The organism is Rhizobium sp. H4 (assembly GCF_003013335.1).
GTDB classification, from domain to species: domain Bacteria; phylum Pseudomonadota; class Alphaproteobacteria; order Rhizobiales; family Rhizobiaceae; genus Rhizobium; species Rhizobium sophoriradicis.
Genome location: NZ_PSOW01000006.1, coordinates 227670 through 241622 on the forward strand (window position 1 = coordinate 227670; position 13953 = coordinate 241622).

Below are 13953 nucleotides of genomic sequence, written 5' to 3' on the forward strand. Positions count from 1 at the left end.
TTCTCGGGCGCGGCTCAGTCGGGGAAGTCGGCGCTGAGGGTCGTCTCCGCCCAGGCGTCGAAATTTGCCCGCAGCGCATCGAGCCGTTCGCGGGCGATCTTCAGGGCGGGCGCGCCGAGCAGCAGGCGCAATGGCGGCTCGTCGGCCTCGAACGCCGAGATGATGGCAGCGGCGGCCCGCGTGGGATCGCCGGGCTGTTTACCGGAGACCGAACGGGTGGCTTGGCGCCGCTTGCCTGACGTTTCGGCATAGTCATCGATAACAGTCTTGGATTCGATCATCGACCGGCCGGCCCAGTCGGTGCGGAAGGCGCCGGGTTCGAGGATCGTCACCCTGATGCCGAGCGGATTGACCTCATGGAACAGAGATTCCGACAGGGCTTCGACGGCGAATTTGCTGGCGTGGTAGTAGCCGGTCGCGGCGAAGGCGACGAGCCCGCCGAGCGACGAGACGTTGAAGATATGCCCGCGCCGGCGTGAGCGCATGCCCGGCAGGACATGCTTGGTGACGGCGACCAGGCCGAAGACATTGGTCTCGAACTGGGCGCGTATCTCTGCGTCCTCGCCCTCTTCGATCGCCGAGAGATAACCGTAGCCGGCATTGTTGACGGCGACGTCGATCGCGCCGAAATGCGCCTCGGCGTTGTGAACGGCGCGGGTGACGGAGCGGCTATCCGTGACATCGAGAGCGAGAGCAAGGGCGCGGTCGCCGTGTTCCGTTGCGAGATCCCGGAGGGTCTCGGGTCTGCGCGCCGTTATCGCGGCGCGCCAGCCACGGGCGAGAACCGCCTCGGCGAGCGCCCGGCCGAGACCAGACGATGCGCCAGTTATGAACCAGATGGGTGTGGTGGAAGACATGATCCTCATCCTTTCCGGCCGGATAGGGCCTTATTGAGCGAGCTTGTCATTTGCGGCGAAGCACCATGCCGCCGTGATGGAGGGTATTGTCGTCAACGAAATTACCATCGGCCGTGAAGCCGGTATCGTCCCAGTATTCGATGTGGGTTCCGGTGACTTCGTAACGGCCCCGATAGGCGCTCTCCCGCTTTCCTCGGGCCTCGTCGTAGCGACCGTTAGGCAGAAGCTGGTGGCGGACCCGGCCGTCGTCGGTGACCCACATGCCGACATAAGGATGTTGCTGCATTGTGTTCTCGCTTGCTTGTTGACGCGTGGATTGGCGGCCGCCGACACTGTCTGCGGCCGCCGGGCTGATCGCCGTGCCGGCCAAGGCGGCGGCGGCGCAGAAATGCAGAACGGATCTCAGGGCAATGTTTTGCATCCTTCTTCCTTTCGAGGTCAGGACCGCTGTTTCGGCGGGCTCGACAGAAAAGATAGGCGCACGAACTGAAGTGATTAAGTTGCCAATCCGCGATGGCTTGGTTAGATTTCTTAACCAATGGTCGACGATCTCGAAGGCATCTCAGTCTTTCTCGCCGTGGCGGAGGCGCGGAGCTTTCGCCTTGCGGGCGAGCGTCTCGGCGTCACCCGCTCCGCCGTCAGTCAGTCCCTGCAGCGTCTGGAGGATCGTCTTGGCGTCGCGCTCGTCCAGCGCACGACGCGCAGCGTCAGCCTGACTGAAGCCGGTGAGGTGTTCTTCGACGCGGTTCGCCCGTCGGTGCGGCAAGTCAGGGATGCGATGCAGACGGTGCGGGACATGCAGGCGCGTCCGAGCGGTCTGCTGAGGATCACGGTGTCCTCGATCGCCGAAAGCTTCCTGTCCGGCACGTTGCTCGCCGGTTTCATCGAAGCTTGTCCCGATGTTAAGCTCGATATCGCCATCACCGACGAAGAATTCGATATCGTCGAGGCTGGTTTTGACGCCGGTGTCCGGCTCGGCGAGGTGATCGAACAGGACATGATCGCGATACCCGTCTCCCAAGAGCAGCGCCAATGCCCGGCGGTTTCTCCTGCCTACATCAAGCGGCACAGCCGTCCGCGCCATCCCCGTGACTTGCAAAGCCATGCCTGCATCGGCTGGCGGCCTAGACCCGATACGGCGCCCTACCGCTGGGAGTTCACCGAAAACAATCGCGATTTCGACGTCGCCGTCGACCCTGCCGTCACAACGAACGATATGAGCATGATGATCCGCCTGGCCTGTGCCGGAGCCGGGATCACTTTCGGCATGGTCGAAACCTTCCAGCCCTATTTCGATCGCGGTGAGCTCGTGCCGCTGCTGGAAGATTTCTGCCCGCCCTTCCCCGGCTTTTATCTCTATTATCCCAGGCGCGAGCGGCAACCGCTGAAGCTGCGGGCGCTGGTTGAGCATATCAGGAAGTCCGCCAGGGGTTAGATACGGTCGAGCCCTGCCGAACTTGCGGTCGATCCAAGCGAACTGAAGTCAGTTTTCCCCGGCGAGGGATGCGACGGCTCGTGCCGGGCATACGCCCCGGCTCAAGGTTGCTCCTGGCACGCGGTTTTGCTATTTCCCATCGCCAAGGATCAGGGGCGAGGGGCGTCCTGTTGCCGGAGAAGCCATGCTGGACGACGTCTTTCGCATTCCAACCAGGGCCCTGATCCGCCAGGGTGGGCGGGCCTGCTTTTTTCGTCTCGTCAATACGAGCCCCCTGTTGATCCAGGTGCAGTCGGGAACCAAAATCGTCATGGCGGATGACAAGGTCTTGCGCCTTGAGGCGGGCGATTATGCGCTGCTGCCCGACTATCGACCGTTGACGATGGAGAACATTCCAAAGGCGCCGCGGAAGTATCAGACCCTGGCGCTTCCTGTTCCAAGACAGCTCTTCGAGGATGCCTATATCGCCATGGGTTCGATCGCCGTTCCCTCGCGGCCGCTCCCGGCAAGCGCCTCGAACCTGCCGGAGGAAGCGGCGGCATTGTTTGCCTATTGCTGTCAGCCCGGCAATCTGACGGGGCTCCCCGGCGCCATTGCCAAGGCTCGATTAATGGAGCTGATCACCTGGTTCGCGCTCTGTGGAGCGGTGCTCGGCCGATGCGAAAGTCCTCGGCTCGAGGACCGGCTGAGACAGATGATTGAAAGTGATACGGCTTTTGATTGGACGCTGGGGCACGCGGCGCGCGCCTTCAACATGAGCGAAGCGACGCTCCGGCGTAAGCTCGCCGCCGAAAAGACAAGTTTCAGCGAGATATTGAGCGATACAAGGATGAACCGCGCCCTCGCCCTCATTCAAACCACAACCCTGCCGATGGCACAGGTGGCGCTCGAGGTCGGTTACGATTCGCCCTCGCAATTTTCGGCGCGGTTCAAAGAGCGGTTCGGCGTCAATCCGCGCCATGTGCGGGGCGGAGCTGAGCGTTTTGAGCGGATCGGGGCAGAAGTTGAGCATAGCGGGGCAGATGCGCTGCCGTGATAGCGGTAGTTTTCCCGCATTATCAACCGCAGGAAAACGACATGCGTCTTATTACAACAGCACTTCTGGCCGCCTCCGTCTTTGGCGCCACGGCCGCCCAAGCCGAAATGAAGCTCACTTCGAAAGACCTGACTCCAGGCCAGACCATGGCCGATGCGCAGGTTTTCAACAGCTTCGGCTGTACGGGCAAGAACATCTCGCCGGAACTCAGCTGGTCGGGTGCTCCAGAGGGAACCAAGAGCTTCGCCGTCATGGTCTACGACCCGGATGCTCCGACCGGTTCGGGCTGGTGGCATTGGTCGGTGTTCAACATTCCGGCAGACGCCTCGAAGATTGCGACCGGTGCCAGCGGAGATAAGAAGCTTCCGGCAGGCGCCGTGGAAGGCCGTACGGATTTCGGTACATCGGGATATGGCGGCGCATGCCCGCCGGTCGGCGATGCGCCGCACCATTACCAGTTCACCGTCTACGCGCTGTCGGTCGACAAGCTGCCGCTTCCAGATACGGCGCCGGGCGCGATGGTTGGCTACTATGTCAGGGCAAATACGCTCGACAAGGCCTCAATCGAGGTCACTTACGGCCGCTGACCGTAGTCACGGCCATTGTCCCTATCGAACGCCGCCGGCTGAGGAAACCTTGGCCGGCTGCTGGGGCTTGGTAAATCAAGCAGGAACGTAGACCAGCCGCATCACATTCTCGTCAATCCGGTCATTGGCCACAAGCCGGAGCGGCGGTCGGGGTCCGGCGAAATATGGCTTGCCGTGACCGAGCACGACAGGGTGCAGATAGATAATATACTCATCGATCAGGCCAAGACCGGTGAGGCTTTGCGCCAGGTCCGGGCCTGCCACTTCGATCTCCCCGTCGCCTTCGGCCTTCAGCTTGCGGATAGCAGTCTCAAGATCGCCCTCGACCAGCCTGGCGTTGGGACCGACCGATTTCAACGAGCGCGAGACGACCCATTTCGGCTGATTTCGCCAGGCGGTCGCGAAGTCGCGTTCGTCTGCGTTCCACTCATGATGATCGTCATCCCAGTAACGCATGATCTCGTACATTTGACGACCGTACACGCTGCCCGCTTGCCTCCGCGTCGACTCGACGAAGTGACGGAAGAGCGTGGGGCTTGGCCCGAACGCCATATGATCGACGTAGCCGTCCAGGGACTGGTTCATTCCGAACACGAGCTTGGCCATGCTCACTTCCTTTCCTTCAAGGGTGCATCCGCATGGAGTCGGATTGCGCTGCGCGGTCGGTCAAAGCTTAGATAAACTGCTTGTGAATTGCAATCAGATTTTCCCAGGTGAACCACTTCCTGGACGGCAAAACGGGCGCGAAGCGGCCGTGCCCAGATGCGCCTTGGGGCTACGCGCCTATCGTGATGCAAAGCGGTTCTTTGCCGGATCGGTGAACGGCATGAACAGCGCGACAAGCGTGCCTTCCGGATCGCGGAACTGCATCGAACGATTTCCCCACGGCATCAGTTTGGGCGCATGAACAAGGTCGACTTGATCCTTCAACCGGGCGTATTCGGCGTCGACATCGTCCACCATGAACTCGATGATCGCCGTTCGGTTGGCACCGGCCTCGGCGCTGCCTTCCTTGAAGAGCGAAACGGTTTCCATGCTGCCGATGGCAAGTGTCGCCGAAGGGGTGACGATCTTGGCGAAGACCGGCGCCAGCCACTCGGCCGAGTGCAAGGTGACCATTTCGTAGAAGCCGACCATAGCCTTGATATCAGCGGCGATCAGCCGGATTGAGGTGAATTTCATAACTGTCTCCTTTCGACAAGACCGCAGAGCTGCGCGCAGCATCGCTGAGGGCCTTGTCGCACACGCCTGTTGCCAGCATTATGGCAACAGGAGTCAACAGCAATGCGCAAAGCCGATCGCCTGTTTCAGATCATTCAGATCCTGCGCCGCACGAATCGGCCGGTGACTGCCGCGGCAATGGCCGAGGAGATCGAAGTGTCCAGGCGCTCGGTGTATCGCGATATCACCGACCTGATCGGCCAAGGCGTTCCCATTGTCGGAGAAGCCGGCTTCGGCTATGTGCTCGATCCTAGCTATGACATGCCGCCCTTGATGCTGACGCCAGACGAGATCGAGGCGATCGTGCTGGGTACGCAATGGGTCGCAACACGCGGCGATAAGGCGTTATCCGCAGCGGCACAGGACGTACTGAGCAAGATCGCCGCCGCTATACCCGAAAAGCTGCGTCCATACATCGCCGAGCCAAGCGTTGGAGCAAAGCCTGGCAGGATCGCTCCGACGGACATGGTCGACTCGAACGAACTGCGGCGGGCAATCCGCGAAGATCGAAAGCTTCGCCTGCGCTATCGATCCGATACTGGGGAGGGGACCGAGCGGATCGTGTGGCCGATCATCCTCGGTTACGGTGAAGCAACGCGTTTGATTGTTGCCTGGTGCGAGCTGAGGCAGGACTTCCGTCACTTCCGAACCGATCGCATGATCGAGATCGAGGTGCTGGAAGCGACCAACGGCCTGCGGAAGGGCGACCTGCGTCGCCGCTGGGAGCGATGGCGCCAGGAGCAGCGCTCTCGCTCCGACCACTGATCGCAACGCGGCGGCAACACTGACGAAAACGACGCTATTGCCGCCTTCGGTCCGTCACTCCCACTCGATCGTGCCGGGCGGCTTGGAGGTGACGTCGTAGACCACGCGGTTGATGCCGCGCACCTCGTTGATGATGCGCGTTGCGGCGCGGCCGAGGAATTCCATGTCGTAGTGGTAGAAATCCGCGGTCATGCCGTCGACGGAGGTGACGGCGCGCAGCGCGCAGACGAATTCATAGGTGCGCCCGTCGCCCATGACGCCGACGGTCTGGACGGGAAGCAGCACGGCAAAAGCCTGCCAGATGGCGTCGTAGAGGCCGGCCTTGCGGATTTCGTCGAGATAGATCGCATCGGCCTCGCGCAGGATCTCCAGCTTTTCGCGGGTGATGCCGCCGGGGCAGCGGATCGCAAGGCCGGGGCCGGGGAAGGGGTGTCGGCCGATGAAGCTGTCTGGCAGGCCGAGTTCGCGGCCGAGCGCGCGCACCTCGTCCTTGAAGAGTTCGCGCAACGGCTCGACGAGCTGCATCTTCATGCGCTCCGGCAGACCGCCGACATTGTGGTGCGACTTGATCGTCACCGAGGGGCCGCCGGTGAAGGAAACGCTCTCGATCACGTCGGGATAGAGCGTGCCCTGGCCGAGGAAATCGGCGCCGCCGAGTTTCTTTGCCTCTTCCTCGAAAGTTTCGATGAACAGCCGGCCGATGATCTTGCGCTTGGTTTCCGGATCGCTGACGCCTTCGAGTTCGCCGATGAAACGGTCGGAAGCGTCGACGTGTAAGAGATGCAGATTGTAGTGCTCGCGGAACATGGCGACGACGTTTGCCGCCTCGTCCTTGCGCATCAGCCCGTGGTCGACCAGGATGCAAGTCAGCTGATCGCCGACCGCCTCATGGATCAAAAGTGCAGCGACCGAACTGTCGACGCCGCCGGAAAGCGCGCAGATTACGCGTTTGTCGCCCACCTGCTTGCGGATCTCGTCGACCGCCTTCTGGCGATAGGCCGACATCGACCAGTCGCCCTTGATGCCGGCTATATTGTGAATGAAGTTGCCGATCAGCTTGGCGCCGTCAGGCGTATGCACGACCTCGGGGTGGAACTGCACGCCGTAATATTTGCGCTTCTCGTCGGCGATGAAGGCATAGGGCGCGTTGGAGGAGGTGGCGACCACCTCGAAACCGTCGGGCAGCGCCGTCACGCGGTCGCCATGGCTCATCCACACCTGATGGCGCGAGCCAGACGACCAGAGGCCCTCGAACAGCTGGCAGTCCTTATCGACATCGAGGAAGGCGCGGCCGAATTCGCGGTGATGGCCGCTTTCGACCTTGCCGCCGAGCTGCATGCACATCGTCTGCTGGCCATAGCAGATGCCGAAGACCGGCAGGCCGCTGTCGAAGATGATCTGAGGCGCCCGCGGCGATCCCTCGTCCACCGTCGAGGCCGGGCTGCCGGACAAGATCACGGCTTTCGGCTGAAGGCGCTTGAAGCCCTCTTCGGCCGATTGGAAGGGAACGATTTCGCAATAGACGCCGGCCTCGCGCACGCGCCGTGCGATGAGCTGGGTCACCTGGCTGCCGAAATCGACGATGAGAACGGAGTCGGGATGTGCTGTCTGGGTCATGTCGAGGCTTTAATGAAAAGCGCTTCGCCTGGCAATCCGGGAAATCGGCGGCATCCGGTTTTTATTGTTCCGATTGTCCCTCGCGCGTCTGCAATACGCGCGGCTTTCAGGGCCTAGAACCAGAAAACCCCGTCCTCCAGCGCCGTGAACAGGCTGTCGACGCCGTAGGAGAGCTTGCGGTCGACGATATGCAGATATTCGGTCCAGCCGGAGATGTGCTGCAGTTCGACGGCGCCGTCGGAAATGCCGCGCAGGCCGATCAGCGGCAGCTTGTAGCCCTGGCAGGCACGCAGCACCGCATAGGTCTCCATGTCGACCATGTCGGCGTCGATGTCGGTATAGGCAGCACCCGAGATGACATTGCCGCCCGTGGAAAGGCTTGCCTCCGCAATGCCGGGAATGCGCAGCGGCAGTTCGAGCGTCGCCGGCAGATCGAGGAAGGGTGTCCGGCCCTTTTCGAAGCCGAGCGGCGAGGCGTCCATGTCGCGGTAGGAAACCGAGGTTACCTGATAGATTTCGGTCTGCTCCAGTTTCGCCGAGCCGGCCGAGCCGAGCGAAACGACGAGATCCGGCAGGTCGTCGGCGGCATCGAGCCGCGCCAGCGTCTTGGTCAGCGCGACGGCTGCCTCGACCGGACCGACGCCGGTCATCAAGGGTTCGATGCGCGAACGCAGGAAGGGGCCGTATTCGGCCTCTGCCGCCATGACGAACAGCATGGATTTTCCCGCGACCGATTTCAGTTCGAACTTCATCCCGTAATTCCTTCTCTGCCGCGGATGACCATCATCGTTCCGGTCATGGAGGCGATGAGTTTCGCCGGCCCGTCGCTGATCGCGTAGCCTCGCCCGTCGGCGACGATGATGGTGGAGCCCGGCTTGGTGATTTCGCCGCGAAACAGGAAGCGCTCGCCGCGTCCCGGCGACATGAGATTGACCTTGAATTCGATCGTCAGGATCGAGGCTTCCGGGTCGATCACGCTGTAGGCGGCAAAGCCGCAGGCCGAATCGAGCGCGGCGGAAATGATGCCGGCGTGCAGGATGCCGTGCTGCTGCGTCAGTTTGATGTCGAAGGGAAGCTCGATTTCGACGACGCCGTGCTCGACGCGCGTCAGCTCCGCGCCGATCGTCTGCATCGCCGCCTGGCGCGCAAAGTTGCGGCGGATTCGCGCGCGGAAATCGCCCCTGTCAGTCTCGCTCATGGCTGCCCCTCTCGAAGCCGGGAAAGTGGCATGGCGGGCCGGATTCGACAAGCTGGACATTGCTGAAATCGATCCGGACGGCGATCGAAACCTCAAGGCGTGTCGCCAGCGCAACCTTTCGCCGTGCTGTTGCCCCGCATGCCCCGCGAAGACGATTGCAGCTTCGCGCTCAGCGGGTATTCTCCGGCATTCTATCTCGAAATGAGGGAGCGCCGGCGCCATGACGACGATATCGCAATCGGTTCGGAATTTCGAGACCTGGCTCGCCGGCAAGCTCGGGGCCGATCTCGTCAAGGACGATCTTAAGGAAAAGCGCGAGAAGATGCGCAGCGACGATTTCGTCTTCCTGCGCGCCACCTATTGGCGCTGGTGCGAGATCATCCTCGATATCTGCCCGGAGCTCGGCCGCGCGCCCGCAGTGCTGGCGATTGGCGATGCGCATCTGGAGAATTTCGGCACCTGGCGCGATAGCGAGGGCCGGCTCGTCTGGGGCGTCAATGATTTCGACGATGCGGCGGTCATGCCCTATGCGCTGGATCTCGTTCGCCTTGCGGCAAGCGCCATCCTGGCGCGCAACGGCAAGGGTCCCTCGGTTCGGATGATCGGCGAGCTGATCCTCGGCGGTTATCGCAGAGGCCTTGAAAATCCGCTGCCCGTCATCCTCGAGCGCGACCACAAATGGCTGCGCAAGGCGCTGATGCTGCCGAATTCGGAACGCCGGGAATTCTGGGAAAAATGCGAGATGCTGCCTGCGGGCAAGAAGAAGGCGCCGGCAGCCTATAGCGAGGCGCTCGCCGGCGCATTGCCGCCCGGGGCAGGCTCCTTCACGGCCAAGCCGCGCAGCGCCGGCACCGGCAGCCTCGGCCGCCCGCGTTTCGTCGCCTATGCCGAATGGCAGGGCGGGCCGGTCTTGCGCGAGGCGAAGGCGCTGGTGCCGTCGGCCTGGTCGCTTCGCCACAGGCCGCTTGATGTGACGATCCGTGCGGGCGAAATCGCCGCCGGGCGGGCGCGCTCGGCCGATCCTCACTATCGCGTCTGCGGCCGCATCCTCGTGCGCCGGCTTTCGCCGAACAGCCGCAAGATCGAGATCGACAAGCATCCGGAGATCCTGCTTTCGCCGACAATGCTCGAATTGATGGGCTTCGAGATCGCCAATTGCCATTCCGATGATGCGGCTGCGGCCGCAGCGATCCTGCAGGATTTGCAGGCCCGGGGACCTGAATGGCTGCATGAGGCGGCAAGAGCCGCGGCATCGAGCGTCAGCGCCGAGCAGAAGGCCTATGCGCGCACGCGCTGAGAGACCCGGACGATGTGCTGATCCCAGGCGACATCGCTGCGCCTCGAAAGGAAATCGCCGTCATAGGAGGAGACGGCAAAGCCATCTCTCGCCGGCGCGATGCCGGCGGCCTCCGGAACGGCGATCTCGGCCAGCACCTTGCCCGTTTTTGCGTCGATGGTCACCGAGGCGCCGCCCTTCGGCGAGGTGATGCCGACGAGACCTTCGCCGCGGTTGACGGCGATCGCGCCGACATAGTTGGCGAGCCTCCTCGTCGTCTCCTCCGGCAGCGCGACGAAGGAAAGATCCTCCCCCTTGGCGAAATGGCCGACGAGTGGCGGCAGATCCTTGCGGTGGCCTTCGTACTGGCAGGCGAACCAGATGCGGCCGTCGCCGTCGAGGTCGACATGGCGGGTCGACAGCTGCGACCATTCGGCCGGCAGCACGTGTTTTTCGATCAACGCGCCGGTTGCCGCATCGATCAGCGCCAGCGACGGCTGCATCGCGGCGAGATTGAGCTTGGTGCGGCCGAAATCCGGATGTGTCTCGATGCCGCCATTGGCGACGATGAGAAGACGCCCGTCATCGGAAACCGTCATATCGTGCGGACCGATGCCATAGGTCTCGTATTCGCCGATGCGTGTGAAGCGATCGGTTGCGTCATAGAGACCGATCATGCCGCGGTTGCCGTCGAAATCATTCTCGCTGGCGTAGAGGATCCGGCCATCGGGCGAGAAGGCGCCGTGCCCATAGAAATGGCGGTCTTCCCGGGAGTTGATGACGATCGGCTCGCCCTTATCTCGTGGGTCGAAGATCATCGCATAGGTGCCCGGCCGGCGCGCGAAGGCGACCGTCTTGCCAGTGGCGGCGCTGAAGGCCATTCCGTGGGCGCGGGCGGGAAGCGCCACCTGATCGATGATCTCGCCACGCTCGGTCACGGTCGCGATGGCAAAGGAACCGTTCGCCGTGCGAATGCCCGAGGCATAGACCGCATCGGCCCGTTCAAGCGCCAGCAGCGACCTTGGCGCCAGGCTCGCCAGGAAGCCGATCCCTGCCGCCTTGACGAAACTGCGCCGGTTGATCGGGGCGCTTTGCATCATCGCTTCAGTCTCCGTCCGAAAAGGAAAAGCCGGCCGACAGCCCGATGGCCGCGCCATATTCGTCGCTGATCCTGGTGATCAGATCACGGCTTTCGGCCAAAAGCGTGTCGAGCTTGGCCTTTTCGGCATCGCTGGTGGCGGCATCGATGTCGGGGTTGAGTTTCGGCACGCTGTCGAGCAGCGATTTGAAATCCTCGTCGATCGAAGCGGCAATCGACCGTTTGTCCGGCGGCAGAAGCTCGGCCATGCCCGCCTTCTGCCAGAGCGTGCGCAGTCCTTCCAGATTGGCGGCCATCGACTTCCACGTATTTTTCGAACGCCAGTAGATCGCCATGCGCGGCCGCGGCGCGGTGTCCTTGCCCTTGTAGAACTGTTCCAGCCGCTGATCGCGGACATTCTCGGCGCCGTGCACGAGAATGCCGAGCAGCGCGGTCACCGCCTCCTTGTTGTCCATGAAATCATTGCTCTGCGGGCCGGGATGCTTCCAGCTCGCTTGCACCCCGTCCGGCTTTTCCCAGGCGGCGACGACTTCGCCGGCCTCACGCTGGATATTGCCGGCGACGGCGGCGCCGTAAAGGCAGCGGAAGCCGCCCTTCTGCCCGACGAGATTTTCCGAGCCGTTGCCGTAAAGCACGTATTCCAGCGCCGTCAGGCCCTGCAGCGCCACGCTCTTGCCGGCGATCGCATCGACCGTCGCATCCTTCGGATCGGCTTTGGCGATCAGCGCCTGCACCTGTTTCAGGCCGACGCCCTTGCGATCCGGATAAAACAGGATGTGCTCGAAGAGATTGTCCTGGATGACGGGCCCGGTCTGGACGATCTCGATGATCGACCAGTAGCGGATCGTATCGTCGAATGCGGATTTCGCCTTGTCGAGCGTCTGCTGCGTGCCGCCGTCGCAGAGATCCTTCATCGCCGTCGTCAGCCGGGCGGCCGATTGCTGCATGTTGCGATAGCCCGGGCGGATCACTTCGTCGACGGCGCGTTGCATAACGGCGGGAACGGCATCCTCGTTCATCCCTGCCGGAGGAGCGGCGGTCTGGGCGACCGCCGATGTGGCAAGGCCGATCAGAGTGAGGCAGAGCAGGGGGTGCCAAAGGCGCATCAAAGTGACTCCAGGAATGTAATCAGGGCCGCCCTGTCGTCTCGCGACAGGGCGGAGAAAGCGTTGCGGGCCTTTTCGGCTTCGCCGCCGTGCCAGAGGATCGCCTCGGTGAGATCCCGCGCACGGCCGTCATGCAGGAAAAAGCTGTGCCCGCTGATAGTACGGGTCAGTCCTATACCCCATAGCGGTGGCGTGCGCCATTCACGTCCGCTTGCAAGCCCGACCTGCTGCCCGTCGGCAAGCCCGTCACCCATGTCGTGCAGCAGAAAATCGGAATAGGGCCAGATCAGCTGGAAGGATTGCGCCTTGTCAGGCGAATCCCTGCGCGTGACGAATTTCGGCACATGGCAGGAAATGCAGCCGGTTTCGTAGAAAATCCGCTTGCCCTTCAGCGTCTCAGGGAAGCTCGCCCTGCGGCGGGCCGGCACGGCAAGATTTTGCGAATAGAAGGTCACGAGATCGAGAATGGGCCCCGGCGCTTCTTCCTCGCCCAGTCGTTTCTGCACGCCGGTCGGCATATCGAGGCATTTCTCCTCCGCCTTGGTGCAATCGCCATGCGCGTCCGGATGGTCGGGCGTGGAGATGCCGATATCGTTGGCGAAGGCGTCGGCATTCTGGTCGCGCACCGTGGCGTTCTGCGCCTTCCAGCCGAAGCGGCCGAGCGCGATCTCACGGCTGCGATGATCGCGGACGATCGCCGCCTTGCCGGAGATGCCGTCGCCATCGGCATCGTCGGGATCGGCATGGCCAAGGATGTCGGCCTCAGGGATCGCCTCGATCAGCCCGAGGCCGATCATGGCGGGGGCGACACGCGCCGAGATCGTCGTTAATGCATCGAAAGGTCCATAGGCAAGATCCGTCACCGCATAATGCGGCCGGCGCAGCGAGATCGTCTCGCCGTCGCCAAGCCTTACCGTTTCCTCATCATAGCGGATCGCCATCCGCCCTTCGGCGGCAAGACCGGGAACGGCAAGGTCCTGCAGCTGACGGCCATAGACCGGATCGGGGAAATTGAGAATGTCAGCGCTTGCGATCGCCCTTTCTTCTTCCGGCGTCCTGGCGGCGCGGGAAAGCCGCAGGAACATCGAGACGGCGCTCGGCCCCCCCTCCGGCGGTTTGCCGCGGCCGTCATTGACATGACAGCTCATGCAGGAGCGGGCGTTGAAAAGCGGCCCAAGCCCATCGGAGGCCTGCGTCGAGGAGGGCGAGGAAACCCAGAGCTTGCGGAAGAGCGCATTGCCGAGCTTGAAATCCTGCTCTTCCTCGAAGGGGATATTGGCCGAAATATGCGAGAAGCTGTCTTCGGTGACCGGATCGACCGAGGTCGTCGCACCCGCCTGCATTGCTTCGTATTGTTCGGCCATGGAAAAATCGGCTGTCGGCCGCGTCACATCGGCGACGCGTTTCAGATCGGCGTCGGAAAGGTCGGTGCGTTTCGTCGGCAGATCGAAACCGGCGGCAAAGGCGACGGGCGCGCCTGCAAGCGCAGCGAAAGCGGCGATGCGGAGGGGTAAGGGAAGTTTTCGAGCGGCAAGTTCGAGGGTGCTGGTCCGCGCTTCCCTTTCGACTCCCACATTCTTGTGCTTGTCACAGGAATCCAGTGCGCCCAAGTCCTTGGGCGCGGAAGACTCCCCCCTGACCGAGTCATTCACGGCGCGGACGCGCCGTGGCTGGATTCCTGTGACATCCCTCGGGCAAGGCCCTGAGGACACAGGAATGAGGGAGGCAATAGATGGCATTTCAGGGTTCGGGCCGC

At 62.7% G+C, this 13953-nt stretch carries 15 protein-coding genes; 5 read left to right on the forward strand and 10 right to left on the reverse strand.

What is annotated here, in order from left to right; translation table 11 throughout:
- Positions 1 to 14: 14 nt before the first annotated feature.
- Positions 15 to 866, reverse strand: coding sequence for an oxidoreductase (locus tag C4N04_RS11815; protein WP_199852458.1), 852 nt, complete (start codon positions 864 to 866; stop codon positions 15 to 17).
- A gap of 37 nt (positions 867 to 903) precedes the next feature.
- The gene (locus tag C4N04_RS11820; RefSeq protein ID WP_009991644.1) at positions 904 to 1278 is read right to left on the reverse strand and encodes an Atu4866 domain-containing protein; all 375 of its coding nucleotides are present in this window, start codon (positions 1276 to 1278) and stop codon (positions 904 to 906) included.
- Positions 1279 to 1395: 117 nt separating this feature from the next.
- Here C4N04_RS11820 and C4N04_RS11825 point away from each other — a divergent pair, with 117 nt between their 5' ends.
- The 3 genes from C4N04_RS11825 to C4N04_RS11835 all read left to right on the forward strand — a co-directional run bounded on the left by C4N04_RS11825 (position 1396) and on the right by C4N04_RS11835 (position 3915).
- Positions 1396 to 2292, forward strand: a complete 897-nt coding sequence (locus C4N04_RS11825; RefSeq protein WP_106796080.1) for a LysR family transcriptional regulator — start codon at positions 1396 to 1398, stop codon at positions 2290 to 2292.
- 184 nt (positions 2293 to 2476) lie between these two features.
- Positions 2477 to 3328, forward strand: a complete 852-nt coding sequence (locus C4N04_RS11830) for a helix-turn-helix domain-containing protein (protein WP_077991278.1) — start codon at positions 2477 to 2479, stop codon at positions 3326 to 3328.
- Positions 3329 to 3369: 41 nt separating this feature from the next.
- Complete coding sequence (locus C4N04_RS11835; RefSeq protein ID WP_009990314.1) at positions 3370 to 3915, forward strand: YbhB/YbcL family Raf kinase inhibitor-like protein; 546 nt, start codon at positions 3370 to 3372, stop codon at positions 3913 to 3915.
- 75 nt (positions 3916 to 3990) lie between these two features.
- Here C4N04_RS11835 and C4N04_RS11840 read toward each other — a convergent pair whose 3' ends face one another.
- A complete protein-coding gene (locus tag C4N04_RS11840; protein WP_106796081.1) occupies positions 3991 to 4521 on the reverse strand; it encodes a dihydrofolate reductase family protein in 531 nt (176 codons plus the stop codon).
- A 177-nt stretch (positions 4522 to 4698) separates the two neighbouring features.
- Positions 4699 to 5097 carry a VOC family protein gene (locus C4N04_RS11845; protein WP_106796082.1) on the reverse strand — a complete coding sequence of 133 codons (399 nt, stop codon included), beginning with the start codon at positions 5095 to 5097 and terminating at the stop codon, positions 4699 to 4701.
- A gap of 102 nt (positions 5098 to 5199) precedes the next feature.
- Between C4N04_RS11845 and C4N04_RS11850 the strand changes: the two genes are divergently transcribed.
- Positions 5200 to 5901: a YafY family protein gene (locus tag C4N04_RS11850; RefSeq protein ID WP_106796083.1), complete on the forward strand. Its 702-nt coding sequence runs from the start codon at positions 5200 to 5202 to the stop codon at positions 5899 to 5901.
- A gap of 54 nt (positions 5902 to 5955) precedes the next feature.
- Here the strand turns inward: C4N04_RS11850 and guaA are convergent, their stop codons facing one another.
- The 3 genes from guaA to C4N04_RS11865 form a co-directional block, all read right to left on the reverse strand.
- The gene (gene guaA / locus C4N04_RS11855; protein WP_039617411.1) at positions 5956 to 7518 is read right to left on the reverse strand and encodes a glutamine-hydrolyzing GMP synthase; all 1563 of its coding nucleotides are present in this window, start codon (positions 7516 to 7518) and stop codon (positions 5956 to 5958) included.
- A 113-nt stretch (positions 7519 to 7631) separates the two neighbouring features.
- Positions 7632 to 8270 carry a 5'-methylthioadenosine/S-adenosylhomocysteine nucleosidase gene (locus tag C4N04_RS11860; protein ID WP_010061097.1) on the reverse strand — a complete coding sequence of 213 codons (639 nt, stop codon included), beginning with the start codon at positions 8268 to 8270 and terminating at the stop codon, positions 7632 to 7634.
- The gene (locus C4N04_RS11865; RefSeq protein WP_010028223.1) at positions 8267 to 8716 is read right to left on the reverse strand and encodes a PaaI family thioesterase; all 450 of its coding nucleotides are present in this window, start codon (positions 8714 to 8716) and stop codon (positions 8267 to 8269) included. Before C4N04_RS11865 ends, C4N04_RS11860 begins: the two co-directional genes overlap by 4 nt.
- Positions 8717 to 8936: 220 nt before the next feature.
- Here C4N04_RS11865 and C4N04_RS11870 point away from each other — a divergent pair, with 220 nt between their 5' ends.
- On the forward strand, positions 8937 to 10013 hold the full coding sequence (locus C4N04_RS11870) for a DUF2252 family protein (protein WP_106796084.1): 1077 nt from the start codon (positions 8937 to 8939) through the stop codon (positions 10011 to 10013).
- Here the strand turns inward: C4N04_RS11870 and C4N04_RS11875 are convergent.
- The 3 genes from C4N04_RS11875 to C4N04_RS11885 are packed head-to-tail and all read right to left on the reverse strand — an operon-like array spanning position 9995 to position 13936.
- Positions 9995 to 11092 (reverse strand): DUF1513 domain-containing protein, encoded by a 1098-nt coding sequence (locus C4N04_RS11875; protein WP_106796085.1) that lies wholly within the window; start codon positions 11090 to 11092, stop codon positions 9995 to 9997. The genes C4N04_RS11870 and C4N04_RS11875 overlap by 19 nt on opposite strands.
- A 4-nt stretch (positions 11093 to 11096) precedes the next feature.
- Entirely contained in the window at positions 11097 to 12197 is a 1101-nt protein-coding gene (locus C4N04_RS11880) for an imelysin family protein (RefSeq protein ID WP_106796086.1), read from the reverse strand.
- On the reverse strand, positions 12197 to 13936 hold the full coding sequence (locus C4N04_RS11885; protein WP_199852459.1) for a di-heme oxidoredictase family protein: 1740 nt from the start codon (positions 13934 to 13936) through the stop codon (positions 12197 to 12199). Before C4N04_RS11885 ends, C4N04_RS11880 begins: the two co-directional genes overlap by 1 nt.
- Positions 13937 to 13953: the final 17 nt, after the last annotated feature.